The 19,241-nt window shown below is 69.1% G+C and carries 18 protein-coding genes; 7 read left to right on the top strand and 11 right to left on the bottom strand.

What is annotated here, in order from left to right; translation table 11 throughout:
- Positions 1–63: 63 nt before the first annotated feature.
- From ACWGKS_RS06195 to metH, 4 genes are all read right to left on the bottom strand, one after another.
- The gene (locus ACWGKS_RS06195; protein WP_358512373.1) at positions 64–1,101 is read right to left on the bottom strand and encodes an ABC transporter permease; all 1,038 of its coding nucleotides are present in this window, start codon (positions 1,099–1,101) and stop codon (positions 64–66) included.
- 604 nt (positions 1,102–1,705) lie between these two features.
- Positions 1,706–2,212 (bottom strand): cellulose synthase, encoded by a 507-nt coding sequence (locus tag ACWGKS_RS06190; protein ID WP_452521933.1) that lies wholly within the window; start codon positions 2,210–2,212, stop codon positions 1,706–1,708.
- Between the two features lie 158 nt (positions 2,213–2,370).
- Entirely contained in the window at positions 2,371–3,087 is a 717-nt protein-coding gene (locus ACWGKS_RS06185) for an HAD family hydrolase (protein ID WP_452521931.1), read from the bottom strand.
- An 87-nt stretch (positions 3,088–3,174) separates the two neighbouring features.
- Entirely contained in the window at positions 3,175–6,648 is a 3,474-nt protein-coding gene (gene metH / locus ACWGKS_RS06180) for a methionine synthase (protein WP_452521930.1), read from the bottom strand.
- Positions 6,649–6,929: 281 nt separating this feature from the next.
- On the opposite strand from metH, the gene ACWGKS_RS06175 reads away from it, so the two are divergent.
- Together ACWGKS_RS06175 and ACWGKS_RS06170 are read left to right on the top strand one after the other, a co-directional pair.
- The gene (locus ACWGKS_RS06175) at positions 6,930–7,769 is read left to right on the top strand and encodes a PAC2 family protein (RefSeq protein ID WP_452521928.1); all 840 of its coding nucleotides are present in this window, start codon (positions 6,930–6,932) and stop codon (positions 7,767–7,769) included.
- 275 nt (positions 7,770–8,044) lie between these two features.
- The gene (locus tag ACWGKS_RS06170) at positions 8,045–9,196 is read left to right on the top strand and encodes a glycosyltransferase family 4 protein (RefSeq protein WP_358512358.1); all 1,152 of its coding nucleotides are present in this window, start codon (positions 8,045–8,047) and stop codon (positions 9,194–9,196) included.
- Between the two features lie 19 nt (positions 9,197–9,215).
- On the opposite strand, the gene ACWGKS_RS06165 is transcribed toward ACWGKS_RS06170, so the two are convergent.
- Complete coding sequence (locus ACWGKS_RS06165) at positions 9,216–9,641, bottom strand: ABATE domain-containing protein (RefSeq protein WP_358512355.1); 426 nt, start codon at positions 9,639–9,641, stop codon at positions 9,216–9,218.
- A gap of 192 nt (positions 9,642–9,833) precedes the next feature.
- On the opposite strand from ACWGKS_RS06165, the gene ACWGKS_RS06160 reads away from it, so the two are divergent.
- A complete protein-coding gene (locus ACWGKS_RS06160) occupies positions 9,834–10,373 on the top strand; it encodes a nitroreductase family deazaflavin-dependent oxidoreductase (protein ID WP_358512352.1) in 540 nt (179 codons plus the stop codon).
- 61 nt (positions 10,374–10,434) lie between these two features.
- Here the strand turns inward: ACWGKS_RS06160 and mshC are convergent, their stop codons facing one another.
- The 3 genes from mshC to ACWGKS_RS06145 all read right to left on the bottom strand — a co-directional run bounded on the left by mshC (position 10,435) and on the right by ACWGKS_RS06145 (position 12,416).
- On the bottom strand, positions 10,435–11,658 hold the full coding sequence (gene mshC / locus ACWGKS_RS06155) for a cysteine--1-D-myo-inosityl 2-amino-2-deoxy-alpha-D-glucopyranoside ligase (RefSeq protein WP_358512349.1): 1,224 nt from the start codon (positions 11,656–11,658) through the stop codon (positions 10,435–10,437).
- A 98-nt stretch (positions 11,659–11,756) separates the two neighbouring features.
- Complete coding sequence (locus ACWGKS_RS06150) at positions 11,757–11,948, bottom strand: hypothetical protein (protein ID WP_157091114.1); 192 nt, start codon at positions 11,946–11,948, stop codon at positions 11,757–11,759.
- A gap of 153 nt (positions 11,949–12,101) precedes the next feature.
- On the bottom strand, positions 12,102–12,416 hold the full coding sequence (locus ACWGKS_RS06145) for a hypothetical protein (protein ID WP_358512346.1): 315 nt from the start codon (positions 12,414–12,416) through the stop codon (positions 12,102–12,104).
- Positions 12,417–12,643: 227 nt separating this feature from the next.
- Here ACWGKS_RS06145 and ACWGKS_RS06140 point away from each other — a divergent pair, with 227 nt between their 5' ends.
- Entirely contained in the window at positions 12,644–12,769 is a 126-nt protein-coding gene (locus ACWGKS_RS06140; protein ID WP_358512343.1) for a hypothetical protein, read from the top strand.
- Between the two features lie 45 nt (positions 12,770–12,814).
- On the opposite strand, the gene ACWGKS_RS06135 is transcribed toward ACWGKS_RS06140, so the two are convergent.
- Positions 12,815–13,645 (bottom strand): NRDE family protein, encoded by an 831-nt coding sequence (locus ACWGKS_RS06135; RefSeq protein ID WP_358512340.1) that lies wholly within the window; start codon positions 13,643–13,645, stop codon positions 12,815–12,817.
- A 218-nt stretch (positions 13,646–13,863) separates the two neighbouring features.
- On the opposite strand from ACWGKS_RS06135, the gene ACWGKS_RS06130 reads away from it, so the two are divergent.
- From ACWGKS_RS06130 to ACWGKS_RS06120, 3 genes are all read left to right on the top strand, one after another.
- Positions 13,864–16,488: an HAD-IC family P-type ATPase gene (locus ACWGKS_RS06130; protein WP_452521923.1), complete on the top strand. Its 2,625-nt coding sequence runs from the start codon at positions 13,864–13,866 to the stop codon at positions 16,486–16,488.
- Between the two features lie 144 nt (positions 16,489–16,632).
- On the top strand, positions 16,633–17,205 hold the full coding sequence (locus ACWGKS_RS06125; RefSeq protein ID WP_452521921.1) for an NUDIX domain-containing protein: 573 nt from the start codon (positions 16,633–16,635) through the stop codon (positions 17,203–17,205).
- Between the two features lie 411 nt (positions 17,206–17,616).
- Positions 17,617–18,096, top strand: coding sequence for a nucleoside deaminase (locus tag ACWGKS_RS06120; protein ID WP_358512332.1), 480 nt, complete (start codon positions 17,617–17,619; stop codon positions 18,094–18,096).
- Positions 18,097–18,138: 42 nt separating this feature from the next.
- On the opposite strand, the gene ACWGKS_RS06115 is transcribed toward ACWGKS_RS06120, so the two are convergent.
- Both ACWGKS_RS06115 and ACWGKS_RS06110 read right to left on the bottom strand, forming a co-directional pair.
- Positions 18,139–18,462: a nuclear transport factor 2 family protein gene (locus tag ACWGKS_RS06115; protein WP_358512329.1), complete on the bottom strand. Its 324-nt coding sequence runs from the start codon at positions 18,460–18,462 to the stop codon at positions 18,139–18,141.
- Positions 18,463–18,606: 144 nt separating this feature from the next.
- Complete coding sequence (locus tag ACWGKS_RS06110; protein WP_452454895.1) at positions 18,607–19,188, bottom strand: FxsA family protein; 582 nt, start codon at positions 19,186–19,188, stop codon at positions 18,607–18,609.
- Positions 19,189–19,241 lie beyond the last annotated feature (53 nt).

The raw sequence follows: 19,241 nt of genomic DNA, 5'->3' as shown, positions 1-19,241 counted from the left end.
TTGGACCCGCGGGTTGATCCACGCCCGCGCGGGGGGAGGATGATCGCCCCGCACGAGCGCGGGTCAATCGGAGGTCTTGGGGTCGAAGGCGTCACGGAGGCCGTCACCGAACAGGTTGAACGCGAGCACGGTGATGAAGATGGCCATACCGGGGAAGATGATGAAGTAGGGCGCCTCACGGAAGAACGGCACCGCTTCGGAGAGCATCTTGCCCCAGCTGGGAGTGGGCGGGTTGATACCGACGCCCAGGAAGCTCAGAGCCGCCTCGAACAGGATGTTCGTGGGGATCAGGAGCGTGGCGTAGACGATGACCGGCGTGATCAGGTTCGGCAGGATCTCCTTGAGGAGGATGTGCCGGTTGCCGGCGCCCAGGCTTCTGGCGGCCTCCACGAACTCCCGCTCGCGCAGGGCGAGGGTCTGACCGCGGACGATGCGCGCGATGTAGGGCCAGTTGAAGAAACCGATGATGAAGACGATGACGCCGATTCGGAGCCCGTTGCCGGTCAGCCCCAGGACCCCGTCGGGGATGACGCCGACCAGGGCGATGGCGAACAGCATCAGCGGGAAGGCCAGGAAGATGTCCATGGCCCGGCTGATGAGGGTGTCGACCCAGCCGCCCACGTAACCGGCGATGATGCCCAGGATGGTGCCCAGGGCGACGCAGACCAGGGTGGCCAGGAAGGCGACCAGCAGGGAGATCTGGGCGCCGTAGAGGATCCGGCTGAACAGGTCGCGGCCGGTCGTGGGCTCGACACCGAGCAGATGGTCGCCACTGATCCCGCCCCAACGGTCGACGCCCGCGTCGGGATTCTCGGGGTCGATGTAGGGAAGGCGTCGGCTGGGCTCGATCAGGTCCTGGTGGAACTGGGTGGGCGGATGCCCGAACCACTTGGCCAACAACGGCGCGAAGATCGCCGCCAGGATGAGCAGCACCACGACGATGCCGGAGATCATGGCGACCTTGTCGCGGCGTAGGCGCTGCCAGGCGATCTGCTTCAGGGACCGGTTGTCGGCGTCACTACGACCTTGGGTGGCCGCCGCTGCGACGTCCGCGGTGTCGGCGTCCTCCGCCGACTCAGGGACTTGCGAGGGCGCACTCATCAGGCCACCACTCTCCACTCTTGCGCTTCTGACCGAGAGGACAGAACCCACACGTGAGCACTCAGGGGGGTCGACCCTGCGAGGTCTCACGGTGGGGCCGGTCGGATCTCGACACTGGCTGGTTGGGCTTCACGCTCTGCGAGGAGGGAGGATCACCCACCCCACCGGCGCCGGATCACGGGTCCTGGATCACTTGGTGATCTTGGACACCCGGTGGCCCGTTTTGCCCTGGATGTTACACAACGACCAATTTACTCGCCTACGACGAGCTCACCGTCCAAACCAAGTCCATGTAGCTAAATCGTAACCAAAGCTAACAATGGATCTACATGGAGACTAAAGCACACAAAGTAGGACTCTACCGACCATGAGGCCTGAACAGGGGCGATGCGCCGCCACGATCCCCACACCATACGAGGAGGAACACGAGGAAGGGAACGCATAGCCGCGCACTATGCGAGATGCTATGAACCGGTAAGTAATCAGACGAATCCGGTACGTAATGGTAAAGAAATGAAAAACGGCGGCCCCGCCTCAGCGGAACCGCCTTCGTGATGCCGACCTGACCGACGCTTCGCCGATCGCGGCGTGCGTCGGCCCTGGGTCACTCGATGCCGTGCTTGCGCAGCAACGCCTCGATGTCGTCGAAGTCCTCGTCGCCACCGGACTTCTTCTGCGGTGGCGCCTTGACCTGACCGGCGGTGGGCTTGGCCGGTCCCGCCGCGGGAGCGCCCTGCCCTCCGGCCGGCGCGTCCCCGCCCTCGGAGGTCTTGTCCTTGGCCCCCGGCTGCTTCACGCCGATCCCCCGCGCCTTCATGAACCCGGAGGCCACGTACAGGATCACCATCAGCGGCACCAGCGCCACACCGGCCCACACGATCGGGTTGAACACCAGACCGGCCAGTACACCGAAGAGTCCGAGCACGAACTGCATGATGACGTTCATCAGGCCGAGCAGACCCGCCACCAGCGGGAGCATCGACCAGGCCAGGCCGCGCAACCCGAAGGCCAGGCCCTTGCGTCGCCACACGAAGAACGTGATGATCAGGCCCACCGCCGCGAGGGCCGCTCCCAAGGTGAGGCCGGAGGTCATAGTCAGTGTCTCAGGCATAGGGCCAGTCTCCCATCCCGGGCCCGAACACACATCCGGCTCATCCCCTAGGGCGGGTCACCCACCGCTCTCTCGGCGGGTACACGGCGTGCACGGGCGCGACTTCTCCTCGATTCACCACGCTACCGCGCGCCCCGCACGTCCACGGTCCGGGAGTGTCAGCGGTCGGCGACCAAGGACTCCAACCAGTCCAGGTCGACCCCGACCAGGCTGTCGCGGAACACCACGCCCTCGCGGGGCGGAACCTCGATGTGGTTCGGAATAGCGATGGTGACGCATCCGGCGTCGGCGGCCGAGGCCACCCCCACCACGGAGTCCTCCACGGCCACACACCGTCTCGGGTCCACCCCCAGGCGACGCGCGGCCCTGAGGTAGGGATCGGGGTGGGGCTTGTTGGCCTCCACCTCGTCACCGGCCACCGAGTCATCGAAGCTCTCCAGGCCGATCCCACCGATGGCGGTGGCCACCAACTCGCGTTCGGTGGAGGTCACCAACGCCACCGGAACGCCCGCCTCCGACAGCATGGTGACCAGTTCCTTGGCCCCAGGACGCAGTTCCGCGCCCTGCTCCAGTTTGGCGCGGAACCGGTCGTAGAGCCGATCGGCGACCTGTCTCGGTGTGAGGTCGGCCCCGGTCAACTCGATGATGTAACGCCCCACCGGGGTGGCGGCATTACCCACGTTGGCCAGGTGGTCCTTCTCGGTCCACACCCCGCCCAGTTCGGCGACGAGTTCCGCCTCCGACTCGTTCCACAGGTGTTCGCTCTCGATGAGGGTGCCGTCCATGTCCAACAGGACCGCCTGCAGACGGCGACCGGACTCCTGGGCGGCGGGGACTCGAAGGGACTCGGACGGTTCGGAACTCACAGTGCTCATGACTCTTCTCGACTCGTGGGTGTCGGACCCGACATGGGGAGAGGCCCCACCTGCGCCGGAACGCCGGTGGGGCCTCACCTGAGCCGGTCAGACGTTGAAGTATGTCGCCTCGGGGTGATGAATGACGATCGCGTCGGTGGCCTGTTCGGGAACAAGCTGGTACTCCTCGGACAACGTCACCCCCACCCTCTCCGGCGCCAACAGCTTCGTGATCTTGGCGCGGTCCTCCAGGTCGGGGCAGGCCCCATAACCCAGGGAGAACCGGGCGCCCCGGTAACCGAGCTTGAAGAAGGCGTCCAGCTCGGCCGGGTCCTCCCCCGCGAAGCCCAGCTCCGCGCGGACCCTGGTGTGCCAGTACTCGGCCAACGCCTCGGTCAGCTGTACGGACAGGCCGTGCAGCTCCAGGTAGTCGCGGTAGGCGTTCTTCTGGAACAACTCCGCGGTGGCCCGGCTGATCGCCGCGCCGACCGTCACCACCTGGAAGGAGACCACGTCCAACTCTCCCGACTCCTTGGGCCGGAAGAAGTCCGACAGGCACAGGTGCCGGTCGCGACGCTGACGCGGGAACGTGAAGCGGGTGCGTTCGGTGACCCCTTCGTCGTCGAGCACGACCAGGTCGTCACCCTCGCTGTAGCAAGGGTAGTGGCCGTGCACGACCGCGGCCTCCAGCAGGCCCTCGGTCTGGATCCGGTCCAACCACATCCGCATGCGCGGACGCCCCTCGGTCTCCACCAGCTCCTCGTAGGTGGGACCGTTGCCGCCTCGGGAGGCCTTCAGCCCCCACTGCCCCATGAACGTGGCTCGCTCGTCGAGGAAGGAGGCGTAGTCGGCCAGCGGGATGCCCTTGCTGATGCGGTCGCCCCAGAACGGCGGCGTGGGCACCTTGTTGGTGGTGGACACGTCACTGCGGGCGGGCATGTCCTCGGGTTCGGTGACCTTGAGGGTGGCGCCCCGCTTGACCCTGCGCTGACGCAGTTCGGGCAGTTTGGCGCCCTCCTCGCCGCGCTTGACCGCCATGAGGGTGTCCATCAGGCGCAGACCCTCGAAGGCGTCCTTGGCGTAGCGGACCTCACCGCCGAACATCTCGGCCAGGTCCTGCTCCACGTAGGAGCGGGTGAGAGCCGCGCCGCCCAACAGCACGGGGAAGTTCGCCGACATCCCCCGGGAGTTCATCTCCTCCAGGTTCTCCTTCATGACCACCGTGGACTTGACGAGCAGACCCGACATCCCGATGACGTCGGCCCGCTTCTCCTCGGCGGCCTCCAGGATCGCCGACACCGGCTGTTTGATGCCGAGGTTGACGACCTCGTAGCCGTTGTTGGACAGGATGATGTCGACGAGGTTCTTGCCGATGTCGTGGACGTCGCCCTTGACGGTCGCGAGCACGATGCGGCCCTTGCCGTCATCGTCCGTCTTCTCCATGTGCGGTTCGAGGTAGGCCACGGCCGACTTCATGACCTCGGCGGACTTGAGGACGAACGGCAGCTGCATCTGGCCGGAGCCGAACAGCTCACCGACGGTCTTCATGCCCGAGAGGAGGGTGTCGTTGACGATGGCCAGGGCCGGGCGCTCGGCCAGCGCCTCGTCCAGGTCGGCCTCGATGCCGGTGAGCTCGCCGTCGATGATGCGACGCTCCAGGCGCTCCCACAGCGGCAGCGCGGCCAGCTCCTCGGCGCGGGAGGCCTTCATGGACTGGGCGTCCACCCCGGTGAACATGTCGATGAAGGTGCCCAGCGGGTCGTAGTCGCCCTCACGCCGGTCGTAGATCATGTCGAGGGCGACCTTGAGCTGGTCCTCGGGGATCTGGTTGATCGGCAGGATCTTGGAGGCGTGCACGATCGCCGAGTCCAGACCCACCTGGACCGCCTCGTGCAGGAACGCCGAGTTCAGCACGATGCGGGCGGCCGGGTTCACGCCGAAGGACAGGTTGGACAGACCAAGGGTGGTCTGCACGTCCGGGTAACGACTCTTGAGTTCACGGATCGCTTCGAGGGTCTCGATCCCGTCCCTGCGGGTCTCCTCCTGTCCGGTGGTGATGGGGAAGGTGAGGCAATCGATGACGATGTCACCGGTGCGCATCCCCCACTCGCCGGTGAGCTGATCGATGAGACGGGAGGCCACCCGCACCTTGTGTTCGGCGGTGCGGGCCTGGCCGTTCTCGTCGATGCACAGGCCGACCACGGCGGCGCCGTGTTCGGAGGCCAACTCCATGATGCGGTCGAACCGGGTGCCGGGGCCCTCGCCGTCCTCGTAGTTGACGGAGTTGATCACCGCGCGACCGCCCATCGCCTCCAACCCGGCCTCCAGGACCGGCGGTTCGGTGGAGTCGAGCATGACCGGCAGGGTGGAGGCGGTGGCGAAGCGGGTGGCGAGCTCGTGCATGTCGGCGACGCCGTCACGACCCACGTAGTCGATGTTGAGGTCGAGGATGTGGGCGCCGTCGCGGATCTGGTCGCGGGCCAACTCCACGCAGTCGTCCCACCGCTCGGCCAGCATGGCCTCACGGAACTTCTTGGAACCGTTGGCGTTGGTGCGCTCGCCCACGGCCAGGTAACTGGCGTCCTGGCGGAACGGCACGCTCTGGTAGAGCGAGGAGACCGAGGGCTCCACCAAGGGCTTGCGGTTCTTGATCCCACGTCCCTGGACCCGCTCCACGACCTGACGCAGGTGCTCGGGGGTGGTTCCACAGCAGCCGCCGACCAAGCTGAGCCCGAACTCGGAGGTGAAGGTGTCGTGGGCGTCGGTGAGCGCCTCCGGGGAGAGGTTGTAGACCGCCCCGTTGGGCCCCAGCTCCGGCAGACCGGCGTTGGGCATGCAGGAGATGGGGATCGTGGAGTGGTGCGACAGGTAGCGCAGGTGCTCGCTCATCTCGGCCGGGCCGGTGGAGCAGTTGAGCCCGATGACGTCGATGCCCAGCGGTTCCAGCGCTGTCAGCGCGGCGCCGATCTCCGAACCCATGAGCATGGTGCCGCTGGTCTCGATGCTGACCTGGGCGATGATCGGGATGTCCTTGGCCAGTGCCTTGCGGGCCCGTTTGGCGCCCACCACCGCGGCCTTGACCTGCAGCAGGTCCTGACAGGTCTCGATGAGGATGGCGTCCGCACCACCGTCGATGAGTCCTCGTCCGGCCTGTTCGTAGTAGTCGCGCAACAGCGCGTAGGGGTTGTGTCCCAGGGTCGGTAGCCGCGTTCCGGGGCCGACGGAGCCCAGTACGTAGCGGGGTTGGTCGGCGGTGGAGTACTCGTCGGCGGTCTCACGGGCGATACGGGCGCCCGCTTCGGCGACCTCGTAGGTACGGTCCTGGATCCCGTACTCGATCAGCCCACCGAAGTTGGCGGAGAAGGTATTGGTCTCGACGCAGTCGGACCCGACCTCGAAGAAGGCGGCGTGGGTCTCCCGGATGATGTCAGGCCGGGTGAAGTTCAGGATGTCATTGCAACCCTCGTGCCCCTCGAACTGGTCGAGGTCGAGATCGTGCGCCTGCAACATGGTGCCCATCGCCCCGTCCGCAACGACCACGCGCTGGGACAGTGCTTCACGGAATGTCCGTCGATCTCTCATAATCGGCAACTCTAATCTCGGGGCCTCGTGGAACCCTGGCGAGTCGCTCGTGACGAACGGCACCGGCGGGGACCACGACGCACGACAGTGGAAGCGGCCTGGGACATCGGTGTCCTGGTCAGTCGCTGCTGCGAGGCTACCTCATCGCCTGTTTCGCCACGTGAGACCGGTGTCCCAAAGTCAGAGGCCCGAGCACCTCCCGCGAGGTCCGCGGAACGGTTTCTCGGTTCTGGCGCCACCCCATAGGGTAGGACGCGTCCGCGTTCAGGAAGGGGCCGTGCATGATCCAGCTCGACCGAGAGCTCGTCGAGCCTGTGATGGTGGCGGCGTTCGAGGGGTGGAACGACGCCGGCGAGGCGGCGAGCCTTGCCGTGGAACATCTGTCCGAGCAGTGGGACGCCCGCGAGCTGTGCTCCCTGGCTCCGGACGACTACTACGACTTCCAGGTCACCCGACCGCGCATGTCCGTGGTCGACGGGCGGCTGAGCGAGGTCGAGTGGCCCACGACCCGGGTGAGCGTGGTCCGCCCGCCCGGTTCGTCCCGCGACCTGGTCCTGGTGAGCGGCCCCGAACCCAACGTCCGATGGCGTTCCTACGCCGCCGACCTGTTGGCGATCGCCCGTGAGTTGGGCGTGCGGCGCGCGGTGCTGTTGGGTTCCCTGTTGGCCGACGCCCCGCACACCCGCCCCGTCCCGGTGACCGGCATGTCCTCCCCGCAGCAACTGGGCGAGCGCCACGGCATGGAGGCCTCCACCTACTCCGGCCCCACCGGAATCGTCGGCGTGGTGCACGAGGGGTTCAGCGCCGCGGGTATCGAGACGGTGTCGCTGTGGTCGGCCATCCCTCACTACGTGGCCCAGCCCCCGTGCCCGAAGGCGACCATGGCGTTGCTGGGCTGGGTGCAGGAGTTCACCGGGGCCCGGGTCCCGCTCGGCGAACTGCCGGAGGAGTCGGTCAAGTGGGAGGCCGGGGTCGACGACCTCACCGCCGAGGACGAGGACATCGCAGCATACGTGCGCGGCCTGGAGGAGGCCAAGGACACCGTGGAGCTTCCCGAGGCCTCCGGTGACGCCATCGCCCAGGCATTCGAGCGTTACCTGCGCCGCCACGACGACGATTGACCCCGGGGCACGCGTGGAACGACCAGCCGGACGAGCGACCTGTGAACGGCGACACGCCGGGCCCGGCCTCGCCGTTACGCGTATTTTAGCCCCCGGGCGATAGGTTCCGAGAACACGGCTCGCGGACCGGAGGTGACGCGAGTGGGGCACCCGTCGCGCCGGGGGGAACGACGGGACGTCTCCACATCCGCCCTGCCCCGATGGCGGCGCCTCCGGTTGGCCGGACCGATCATCCCTTCCTTCCGCGCGGGGAGGGAACGGGGGGTACAACACAGATGAAAATCGCCTTCGTCATCGCCAACGGCTACGCCATGGGTGGCACGGTGAGAACCGTGTACAACCTCGCCCGCGGGCTTTCCGAGCGGCACGAGGTCGAGATCGTCAGCCTGGCCCGCAGGCGCAAGGCGCCCTTCTTCAAGCTGCCCGACGGGGTGCGGCTGTGGCCTTTGCACGATCACACCACCGAGGAACCGACCCTCGGTGCCTTCGGTCGTCGACGCTGGACCCGAAGGGTGGGTTCGGTCGTGCCCGAGTCCGAACTGAAGCGCAACCAGAACTTCAGCCCCGAGGCCGTCTCGGGATTGCACCGGTACCTGCGCACCACCGACGCCGACGTGGTGATCGGTACCCGTCCCGGCATCAACCTGATGTTGGCCGCCTGGGCTCCCAAGCGTCTGTGCCTCATCGGCCAGGAACACCTCAACCTGAACGAGCACAAGCCGGACCTGGTCAAGGCGATCGAGCGGCACTACCGGAACCTGGACGGGCTGAGCGTACTCACCGAGACCGACCGGCACGCCTACCAGCGGCTGCTGGGCCCGGACACCGACTTCCTCACCGTGATCCCCAACGCCGTGGACCCGGGCGAGCCGACCCCCTCGACCCTGGACGAACCGGTGATCGCGGCCGCGGGACGCCTGTCCCCGGTCAAGCAGTACCCGAAGCTGGTGAAGGCGTTCAGCCGGGTGTCCGCCGAGCACCCCGACTGGAGCCTGCGCATCTACGGCAGTGGGGACAGGGCGAGCCAGATCGAGGAGGCCGCCATCAAGCACGGCGTCCAGGACAGCGTCAAGCTCATGGGCCAGACCCGCGACCTGACCTCGGAGCTGTCCAAGGCCTCCATCCTCGGGGTCAGCTCCAAGGTGGAGGGCTTCGGGATGACCATCGTGGAGGCCTTCTCCGTCGGGCTACCTGTGGTGAGCTTCGACTGCCCGCACGGTCCCGGAGAGATCATCGAGCACGAGCACACAGGACTGCTCGTGCCACCGCAGGACACCGAGGCGCTGGGCCGATCGCTACTTCGCCTGGTGGAGGACCGAGAGGAGCGCCACCGCATGGGCGCCCACGCCCTGGAGGCCTCCTCCCGCTACCAACTGGAGTGCGTCATCCCCCAGTGGGAGGAGTTCTTCGAACACCACCGCTCCTGAGGGACCCGAAGGACACTCCCTAGAGTCGCAGGCGGCGCCATTCCCCGCTGGCGAGGACCGCGGCCCAGGCTCCGGCGATGCGGGCCAGCCCGCGGCGGACCTCGTCGACCACGGCCGGGGCCAGCGGGGACTCGGAGTGTCCATCGGGTTCCAGGCGCACGGTCACGCGCAGCCCGTCCAGGACCTTCTGGGCCCGGGCCAGCGTCTCGGGGTCGGGTTCGGTGTCACGGTCCAAGATGGCGCGGATTCCATCGCGCAGGGTGAGGGTCTCGTCCAGGTCCGCCAGGGTGATGGGGATCGCGCCCTCGGTGACCAAGTGGTGTTCGCGCAGGAAGCCCGCGAGCTCGGCCCGGTCGCTGAGGCGACCTCCGGTGGAGACGAAGTCCGCGATGAGTTCCGCCGCGGCGCTGGGCCGCGTGGGGGTGTTGGTCGTGGTCGTGGTCATGCGCGACATCCCATCACGCGGGGGCGACCTTTGGGGGTGTTTCGGCCATGTCGTGGCCACAGGTGGACACGACGAATCCACATCGATCCCCGCATAACGGACGTCGGAGCCGGGTGCCGGCGTGGCACCCGTGCCAGAACGACCTCGCCTCACTACCATCGGGCCGTTCCGACCCCCGGCCCAGGAGGCACCATGACGCATCCACTACCGGCGCACGAGCAGGCACCGCCCGACACCCCGCTGGGGCGGTCCGTGCTGCGCACCCCGATCTGGCTGTACCGACTCGGGTTGGGCGGCCTGATGGGCGGCCGTTTCGTCCTGCTCACCCACCGGGGCCGCAGCACCGGCGAACCCCGCCAGGCGGTGTTGGAGATCCTGGACACCAACTCCGTCACCGGGGCGGTCCTGGTGGCCTCCGGGTTCGGGGACCGCGCGCAGTGGTTCCGCAACATCGCGCGCGAACCACGGGTGTTGTTCCAAGTGGGGCGGGAACGCAAGCGAGGCACCGCGGTTCCGCTGCCACCGGCGGAGTCGGGGCGGGTCCTGACCCATCAGGCGCAGAAGCACCCCGAGGCGGTCGAGGCGCTCATGCGGGCGCTGGGGCACGACGTCGACGGGGACCCGCACGTGTACGAACGGCTCGGCGCCGACCCGCGCCACGGGGTCCCTGTGGTGCGATTGCTACCCGAACAGCCGCCGGGCCCGCGCTTTCCCGATCATTGCGCGCCCTGAGGGACCGTTGACGGGTCCGGACCCTTCCGTGCCCGCCACGATCGGGCGGGCACGGAGCGGATCAGAGCTTGACGCCCAGGAGGGTGTCGACGGTGGCGCGGACCAGCGCCGGGGCACCGGTGTCGGCGCCTCCCTCCGTCAACGCGGCGGTGGCCCAGGTGTCCACCGCGGCCGATGCCGCCGGGGAGTCCAGGTCCTCGGCCAGGGCGGCGCGCACCGCGGCGAGCACGGGGGCCGCGTCGGGGCCCGCGCCCAGGGCGAAGGCGGCCCGCCAGCGCTCGGCGCGTTCGGTGGCGGCGGGCAGCTCGACATCGGTCCACTCCCACGCGTCGCGGTAGTGGTGGCCGAGCATGGCCAGGCGGATGACGGCCGGATCCACGCCCTGTCGGCGCAGCTTGGAGACGAACACGAGGTTGCCCAGTGACTTGGACATCTTCTCGCCGTTCAGACCGACCATGCCCACGTGCAGGTGGTTGTGGGCGTTGGGGCCGCCGGTGACGCAGCGGGTCTCGGCCGCGCCCATCTCGTGGTGCGGGAAGATCAGGTCGTTGCCGCCACCGTTGATGTCGAAGCCCGGGCCCAGCCGGTCCAGGGCGATCGCGCTGCACTCGATGTGCCAACCGGGTCGGCCGCGGCCCAAGGGGCTGTCCCAGGCGGGCTCGCCGGGGCGCTCGGCCTTCCACAGCAGCCAGTCGAGTGGATCCTTCTTACCGGAACGCTCGGGGTCGCCGCCGCGCTGCCCGAACAGCTCCAGCATCTGCGCGCGGTCCAGGTTTCCGATCTCGCCGAACTCCTGAGCCTTGGCCACGGAGAAGTACAGGTCGCCGTCGATCTCGTAGGCGGCACCGGTCTCCCGAATGCGTACGGCGAGTTCACTGATGAGGTCGACCGACTCCACCACGCCGACGTAGGAGGTCGGCGGGATGATCGACAGGGCCGCCATGTCCTCACGGAAGACGTCGATCTCGCGATGGGCGAGATCCCGCCAATCCACCCCGGTGGCCTTCGCGCGTTCCAGGAGCGGGTCGTCGATGTCGGTCGTGTTCTGGACGTAGTTCACGTCGTGTCCGGCGTCCCGCCAGACCCGGTTGACCAGGTCGAAGGTCAAGTACGTGAACGCGTGCCCCAGATGGGCGGCGTCGTAGGGGGTGATCCCGCAGGCGTACACGCCCGCGGTGGGACCCGGTGTGGTCGTCCGTATCCGGCCGGTCGCGGTGTCGCGGATACGCAGGGGGCCGCCGGTACCCGGCAGGGGGACGATGTCAGGCGCAGACCATGAACGCATGAGGGCAGACTATCCGCACGTCCGGTCGACGAACGCACCCATATCGGGTGGGGCCCCGGGTGATGATGACCGCAGATCGTGTGGGAATACCTCGCCGCTCACCGCTGCTGGGCGGCGAAGGGGAAGGATCCACGACCGATGAGGAGCGCGCTGAGAACGGCGGTGGCGCCACAGACCGCGGCGAGGATCTCGTTCCCCAGTCGCCAGTGCAACAGCGCTCCGCTGACGGAGACGACGTACAGCAACCAGTACGCACCCGACTCCAGATAGTGACCACTGCGGTCGGTCATGGACACCCCCCACCTGTCGGCTCGCGCCGCGACGACCGTCCGGTCCGTCACACAGAGAGACGCCTCGTCCGCACTGGCGGTTTACGTGTGCTTTAGGCGATGACTCACAGTCCCCTGGCCGCCCGCGCCCGGCGACCAGGGAGGAAGGGGTGCTCAGGGGTGGGCGGCCAATTGCAGGTCGAGGAGGTCGAGGTCCTCCGAGGCCGGGAACCCGGGGTCGTCCATCATCGCGCGCAGCCGCCGACGGACGGGCTTGGCCGGAGACCGCTCGGTCACCGGTTCGGCGGCCAGACGGCCCGTCCCGGAGCGGATCCCGGTGGGGGTGCGCATGCTCCAGAAGGTGTTGTCGGCGGCCAAGAGCAGGCCGACGGTGCCGTCGTCGTACACCCGGACCCACTGTCCCACCAGTTCGGCGGGCTCGCCCATGGGACGCAGGGCGGAAGTGGAAACGGGGCGGGCGCTCATCATGACTTGTTCCTCGAGAAGTGATCGGTGTTGACTGCTGTCTCAGAGGAGACTCTCCCGCACCTCACCTATGACGCGCTTTCGGAAAACTTCTACGAGAAGGATTCTCCTACCCGTCGACCCGGGCATGACGTCCCGCGATCGGTCGACCACCGAGGGCCCGTGAAGCGCCCCCTGTGGTTCCGCGACGGAACGTGACCGGACCCTTGGGGATGGGGCATAATGCGGCCATGGAAGACACTTTCACCCCCTTCAAGACCGGCGATGACCAGCGTTTCCGGTCCAACGCCCTCCTCGCGATCATCGCCTTCGTGACCGTGACCGTCATGGTGGCCGGGTTCTTCCTGGTCCTCTGACCGGGTGGAGCTCCACGGGAATCCGCGCCGCGGACGCGCCCGAGGTCAGGTCGGGATCATCCGCCAGGCCTCCGGCCGGTCCGGAGCGTCGGTGAAGGCGTAACGCACCCCGTCCCGGGCCAGGGCCAGCAGGGTGACCGATCCGGTCCCCCACACCTGGCCCTCGCCCAGGTCCGCGTGGGCGACGAGTCCCGACGGGTCACCCTGGTCCGGCCCCACACCCGGCGTCCTCGGCTTCGCGTGGGCGGCCTCGGTGACCAGCTCCGGCCACCGCCCCCAGATCCGCCGGACGGCCTCCTCCCCTGTGCCCGTAACGGGGGTGTCGAGTGCGGCCAGGTCGGGATCGGGGCGGGTCCGAGCGAACTCCGGCGTGTGCCGGGCGGCTCGCGGGTCGGCCGGATCCAGCCCCGTGTTGACGATGGTGGTCACCCCCGTGGGCAACGAGCGGGTGTCCGGACAACGCCCGTCCCAGCTGTGCAGCGTGGCGTGGCGCGCGTCGGCGTCCAGCAGGTGGAAGGGCGCGTACCGGGTGGGGTCCTCCCCCTCCAACGGGCCCCGGCCGCCCCTGGGATCGCGCGCACGGCGCGCGAGCGTGCGCAACGGCAGGTCGCCCCTGCTCGCCGGGTAGGCGCCCTCCCAGGGCATGCGACCGTCCCAGGGCCACCCGTTGAGCAGCGCCGCCGTTCTGGGCCCGGTGGGCTCGACGGCCAACCAGGTCCCGCCGGCGAGCCGGTCACGGCCACCGATCAGCGTGGGACGCTCGGGCCAGTGGTGGGCGGGCCCCTCCCAGGGACGCGATCGCATCTCGTCCCGCAACGCGACCACGACCAACGGTGTGGCCGCGTCCGGATCGAACCCGACGATGACGGTGCACATCCATCCCCCTGACGTCGTCTGCTCCAGGGCGAACCCCGCGAGCCCACGATGGTGGTTCCTCCCCCGCTCCGGTGGTGATCGCTCCCCCCGCGCGAGTGGGGCGCGCATCCCTTGGGATCGGGTGGCCGACTTTAGCGCCTTCCCACCGGGACTCTTCTATTCTGGGTCGTTCTACGCTCGTTCTCGTTGACAGAGGGACCGGTGGGACGGGGCGCCCGATGACGCCGTCACGGTTCCTTCGTACTTCCTTGCCCGACCAGGAGTCACGCGTGCCCGAAGAAGCAGACCCGAACCACCGGGGTCCGGCCTCCACAGCGACAGACCCGGGGCCCTCTCCGGGACCGCCGGGGTCGCCGTTGGCTCCCCCGTCCGAGCCCGGGCTCTCGCGACGGCAGGTCGCCGAACGCGTGGCCACCGGACGTACCAACGACGTCCCGGTCCGGGCGAGCCGCAGTGTCGGCCAGATCATCCGGGGCAACGTCTTCACCCGCATCAACGCGATGATCGCGGTGCTGTTCTCCATCATCGCGGTGATCGGCCCCGTCCAGGACGGCCTGTTCGCCATGGTCATCGTGATCAACACGTTCATCGGCATCGTCCAGGAACTGCGGGCCAAGCGGACCCTGGACAAGCTCGCCATCGTCAACGCCGCCCGGCCCCGGGTGGTCCGCGACGGGGCGACGGTCCGCGTGGCCACCCAGGAGATCGTCCTCGACGAGGTCCTGGAGATCGGTGTCGGTGACCAGATCGTCGTGGACGGCGAGGTGACCTGGGCCGGCGGGCTGGAGGTCGACGAGTCACTGCTGACCGGTGAGGCCGACCCGGTGCTCAAGCAGCCGGGCGACACCGTGATGTCGGGCAGCTTCGTGGTGGCGGGCACGGGCCGCTTCCGGGCGACCAAGGTGGGGCGCCACGCCTACGCGGTACGTCTGGCCGAGGAGGCGAGCCGCTTCTCCCTGGTGCGTTCGGAACTGCGTTCGGGGATCGACCTGATCCTGCGCTGGATCACCTTCGCGCTGTTCCCGATCGGCGCCCTGCTCATCTACAGCCAACTCTTCATGGGCGGCCACGTCACCCTGGACGCCGAACCCGTCAGCGGTGGGATCTCCGGTCCCCTGGCCGACGCCCTGCGCAGCATGGTGGCGGCGTTGGTGTCCATGATCCCCGAGGGGCTCATCCTGCTCACCAGCATCGCGTTCGCGGTCGGTGTGATCCGGTTGGGCCGGCACCGGTGCCTGGTACAGGAGCTACCGGCGATCGAGGGTCTGGCCCGCGTCGACGTGGTGTGCACCGACAAGACCGGCACCCTGACCGAGGTCGGGATGAGGCTCGCAGAGGTCCGCGACCTCGGCGGCACCTCCTCTGAGGCCGACGGCGAATCCGCTTCCACCCCCACCGTCGTGTTGGCGGCGCTGGCGGACAGCGACCCCGACCCCAACCCCAGCATGGCCGCGATCGCCGAGGGCCTCACCGCCCAGGGACGACCGGCCCCGGGATGGCGGGTGACGGCGCTGGCCCCGTTCTCCTCGGCGCGCAAGTGGAGCGGGGCGAGCCTGCTCGCCCCCACCGGCGAGGAACACTGGGTGCTGGGCGCGGCCGACGTCCTGGCCCCCTCGGACTCCCCCGCCGCGGCCGAGGCCGCCAGGCTGGGCGCCCAGGGGCTTCGGGTGCTGTTGCTGGCCCGGGCATCGGTACGGGTCGACGACGAGCTGGCCCCGGGCACCGTTCGTCCGGTGTCCCTGGTGGTCCTGGACCAGCGGGTGCGCGAGGACGCCGGACCGACCCTGGACTACTTCGCCGCCCAGGGCGTGGACGTCAAGATCGTCTCGGGCGACCACGCCGCCTCGGTGGGCGCCGTGGGCCGTGAGCTCTCCCTGCCCGGCGCGGACCGGCCGGTGGACGCCCGGGATCTGCCCGAGGACCCCGAGACGCTCGCGCGCGAGGTGGAGGCCTCTTCGTCGTTCGGTCGCGTGAGCCCCGAACGCAAGCGGGACATGGTGCGCGGCCTGCGCGACCGCGGGCGCACGGTGGCCATGACCGGTGACGGCGTCAACGACGTGCTCGCGCTGAAGGAGGCCGACATCGGGGTGGCGATGGGCGCGGGCAGCCCGGCGTCGCGTTCGGTGGCCCAGTTGGTGTTGTTGGACGATCGGTTCGCCGTGCTGCCGAAGGTGGTGGCCGAGGGTCGTCGGGTGATCGGCAACATCGAACGGGTGGCGAGCCTGTTCCTGACCAAGACCGTGTACACGATGACCTTGGCCATCGTCGTGGGTCTGTTGGCGGTCGCCTACCCCTTCTTCCCTCGGCACGCCACCCTGATCAACGCGGTGACGTTCGGCATCCCCTCGTTCTTCCTGGCGTTGGCGCCCAACACCGACATCGTCCGGCCGGGGTTCGTGCTGCGCACGTTGCGTCTGGCGATCCCGTCGGGGCTGGTGGCGGGGGTCGCGGCGGTGACGACGTACCTGCTGGTGCTGGGTGGGCGCACGGTGCCCGATCCCTCCGACCGCACCGCCGTGGTGATCACGCTGTGCGCGACGACGCTGTGGGTGCTGCTGTTGGTGGCCAAGCCCTATGTGTGGTGGAAGGTGGCGCTGGTCGGCTCCATGGTGGGGCTGTTGACGTTGGCCATGGTGACGCCGGTGGGTCGGTGGTTCTTCGACCTGGACGTGAGCGACCCGACCAAGGTGCTGACCGGGTTGGCCGTGGCCGGGGTGGCGATCGTGGCGATCACGGTGATCCGGGTGGTGGACGATCGGATGATGGCCAAGTCGCGGGCGGCGGCCGACGCGAGGGCCGCAGAGGAGGACGAGGCCGCCCGCGAACGCACTCCGGCCGCCTGAGCCACGTCTTCGAGGGCCCGTGACCGATCGGTCACGGGCCCTTTCCCGTTCCCGACCTGCCCTTCGGTCAGCGTGGGAACTGTTCAGCCACTTCTCTAGCGGCGATGCTGGTCACGCCCTGTGCATGCAAGGACTGGAGCGACTTTGAGCATCCCGAACACGCATATCCGCGCCGTGGTGAGCGACTACCTGGAGCGTTTCCCCAAGGAGGCCGACACGGCCGCTCCCCTGGTCCGGGCCCTGGCCGAGGGCCATGGGCCGGAATCGCCCCAAGGGTGGGGGGTCGAACACGTGACCACGGGAGCCGTGGTCCTGGACCCGTGCTGGCGGGTGCTGATGGTGCGGGACCGGGACCGTGGTCGGTGGATGTTGCCGGGCGGCCCCGTCGTCGAGACCGACGCGTCCCTGCGCGAGGCCGCGCGGGCCCGGTTGGCCGAGGTGGCGGGGCCGGTCGCGGGACAGGTGGAGGAGGCCTCCGGCGACCTGCCGCTCGACCTGGGACCAGGACCGGTGCGCGACTCCCCCGCCTCGGAGGGGTCCGAGCACCGAGGCCTCACCTTCCTGTACCTGTACCGGGCGACGGCCGCGATGATCCCGGCCGGTTCGGGAACCTTCGGCGAACTGGCCTGGCGCCCGCACACCGACGTGCCCTCGGCCCGTCTGGCGGCGAAGATCTCGCAGGCCCTGGCCACCGACCGGGCGACCGCCGGAGTCTGATCCCAAGGCCCGGGCGGCCACCGGCGGGTGGCCGCCGACCGCGTTCAGAGGTTCTTGAAGTAGCGGACGACGGGCAGCGGACCTCCCCGGCCCTCTCCTGTCGGTCGAGTTCGACGGTGGCGAACCCGGCGACCTCGTCCTCGACCACGGCCACACACACCGACTTCCCCGGCGTCCAGGTCGGCCCGCACGTCCCGGCTCTGTGTGGTGCGCCGGTCGCCGACGAGCCCGCCGTAGGGCGGTGTCCCCCAGGACTTGGGCCAGGGAGGCGTGGACGGGTTCCCAGGCCCGCGGGGAGAGGGGCACGACGGCCTCTCGGTCGTCGGGGCTGTACGGTCGGATGCTGATGTCCATGCGAGCGACCTGGCTTCGCGCGGGACCCACCGACAACGACGTTTTCCGGGGGCGTACATGGTGAACGAGACCGATCTGCGGTATCTGGAGCGTGCGGTGGAGCTGGCCGCCGAGGCGCTGGACAAGGGCGACGAACCCTTCGGGTCGGTCCTGGTGTCGGCCGCCGGCGAGGTGGTGTTCGAGGACCACAACCACGTCGCCGGTGGTGACCACACGCGACACCCGGAGTTCGCGATCGCCCGGTGGGCGGCACAGAACCTGACCCCCGAGGAGCGCGCTTCGGCGACGGTGTACACCTCCGGGGAGCACTGCCCGATGTGTTCGGCCGCGCACGCCTGGGTGGGGCTGGGCCGGATCGTGTACGCGAGTTCGTCCGCCCAGTTGACGGGGTGGCTGATGGAGTGGGCCGTGCCCGCCGGCCCGGTTCGCCCGCTGTCGGTGACCGAGGTGGCCCCGGGCGTACCCGTCGACGGCCCCGTGGAGCCCCTGGCCGACCGGGTCCGCACCCTGCAGGCCCGCTTCCACGGCCGGGTCTGACCCGGGCCGGGGCAGAGGACGCCCCCGGCCCGGGCGGGCCGGTCAACCTTCGCGGATGGTCATGCGGGTGATCGTGCCACCGTCCACCTCGAAGGTGAACGCGCTGGTTCCGTTGGCGTGGTCGGAACGCCAGTCTCCGACGACCTGGATCCCGTCGGGGGTGCCCACCACCGACTCCACGGTCAGTACGCCCTGGGATCCGATGAACTCCTGGTCGCTCCAGGTCCTGATCTCCTCGCGCCCGTTGAACTCCCGCCCCCAGTCGTCCACCACGGCGTCGTCGGCGAACAGGTCCAGGGCCCCCTGGTCCTGGGTGTTGACCCGGTCGAAGAACGTGCCCACCGGTTCGGGGATGCTCGTGCTCATGATCGTGGGTTCCTCCCTGTCGTGGCTTCTCGGGAAGGCTTCCCGTTTCCGGTGCGGTCCGGTGTCAAGGGAGGGCAAAGAACGAATTGACGGGGCCCGCCGTGGAAGGTTCCACGGCGGGCCCCGATGGTTCGTGGGACGGGCTCAGGTCTCGTCGTCGGGTTCGAAACGGCCCTGGATGACGCGACCACCCCGGGTCGGGCGGTCGGCGCTCGGGCCGGCCCCTCCCGAGGCTCCCGCAGTTGGCCCCGCCGACGGGCCGCCCGGGGTGAACCCCGGGCCGAAGGGACCACTCTGACCGGGGACGCCGACCCCTCGGGCGGTGAACTCCTCCGCCACCCGTTCCTGCATCTTCGCCATCCGACGGTTCGCCCACCCGGCGAACGCCCAGCGCAGCGCGGGTCGGGTGATCGGGGTGACCATCAGCACGCCCGCCGCCGCGGTGAGGAAGCCCGGGATGACCAGCAGGATTCCACCGGCCATGAGCATGAGGGGATCGAGCAGGCCCTTGCGCGGCTGCTCGCCGGTGCGCATGGCCTCGTCGGCCTGTTGCACGACCTCGCGGAAGGCGCGGCCGGTGTGGCGCAGCACGGCCATGCCCAGGATCATCAGCGAGACCAGCGCGGCCAGGGTCCACGGAACCCCGATCCAACCGCCGACGACGATCATCAGCCAGACTTCGACGAACGGCAGTGCCATCAACGCCAGCACCATCAGCAGCGGCATCGCGAAACCATCCTCAGGGTCGTGGTCCGGGATCGTTCGTCTCCCTGTCCAGA

The organism is Nocardiopsis sp. NPDC055879, from assembly GCF_053615935.1.
This window is presented reverse-complemented; position numbering and strand designations above follow the sequence as displayed.

Coding starts and splice junctions, on each gene's coding strand:
- ACWGKS_RS06195 (WP_358512373.1), bottom strand. CDS start 1,101: ATGAGTGCGCCCTCGCAAGTCCCTGAGTCGGCGGAGGACGCCGACACC.
- ACWGKS_RS06190 (WP_452521933.1), bottom strand. CDS start 2,212: ATGCCTGAGACACTGACTATGACCTCCGGCCTCACCTTGGGAGCGGCC.
- ACWGKS_RS06185 (WP_452521931.1), bottom strand. CDS start 3,087: ATGAGCACTGTGAGTTCCGAACCGTCCGAGTCCCTTCGAGTCCCCGCC.
- metH (WP_452521930.1), bottom strand. CDS start 6,648: ATGAGAGATCGACGGACATTCCGTGAAGCACTGTCCCAGCGCGTGGTC.
- ACWGKS_RS06175 (WP_452521928.1), top strand. CDS start 6,930: ATGATCCAGCTCGACCGAGAGCTCGTCGAGCCTGTGATGGTGGCGGCG.
- ACWGKS_RS06170 (WP_358512358.1), top strand. CDS start 8,045: ATGAAAATCGCCTTCGTCATCGCCAACGGCTACGCCATGGGTGGCACG.
- ACWGKS_RS06165 (WP_358512355.1), bottom strand. CDS start 9,641: ATGACCACGACCACGACCAACACCCCCACGCGGCCCAGCGCCGCGGCG.
- ACWGKS_RS06160 (WP_358512352.1), top strand. CDS start 9,834: ATGACGCATCCACTACCGGCGCACGAGCAGGCACCGCCCGACACCCCG.
- mshC (WP_358512349.1), bottom strand. CDS start 11,658: ATGCGTTCATGGTCTGCGCCTGACATCGTCCCCCTGCCGGGTACCGGC.
- ACWGKS_RS06150 (WP_157091114.1), bottom strand. CDS start 11,948: ATGACCGACCGCAGTGGTCACTATCTGGAGTCGGGTGCGTACTGGTTG.
- ACWGKS_RS06145 (WP_358512346.1), bottom strand. CDS start 12,416: ATGATGAGCGCCCGCCCCGTTTCCACTTCCGCCCTGCGTCCCATGGGC.
- ACWGKS_RS06140 (WP_358512343.1), top strand. CDS start 12,644: ATGGAAGACACTTTCACCCCCTTCAAGACCGGCGATGACCAGCGTTTC.
- ACWGKS_RS06135 (WP_358512340.1), bottom strand. CDS start 13,645: ATGTGCACCGTCATCGTCGGGTTCGATCCGGACGCGGCCACACCGTTG.
- ACWGKS_RS06130 (WP_452521923.1), top strand. CDS start 13,864: ATGACGCCGTCACGGTTCCTTCGTACTTCCTTGCCCGACCAGGAGTCA.
- ACWGKS_RS06120 (WP_358512332.1), top strand. CDS start 17,617: ATGGTGAACGAGACCGATCTGCGGTATCTGGAGCGTGCGGTGGAGCTG.
- ACWGKS_RS06115 (WP_358512329.1), bottom strand. CDS start 18,462: ATGAGCACGAGCATCCCCGAACCGGTGGGCACGTTCTTCGACCGGGTC.
- ACWGKS_RS06110 (WP_452454895.1), bottom strand. CDS start 19,188: ATGCCGCTGCTGATGGTGCTGGCGTTGATGGCACTGCCGTTCGTCGAA.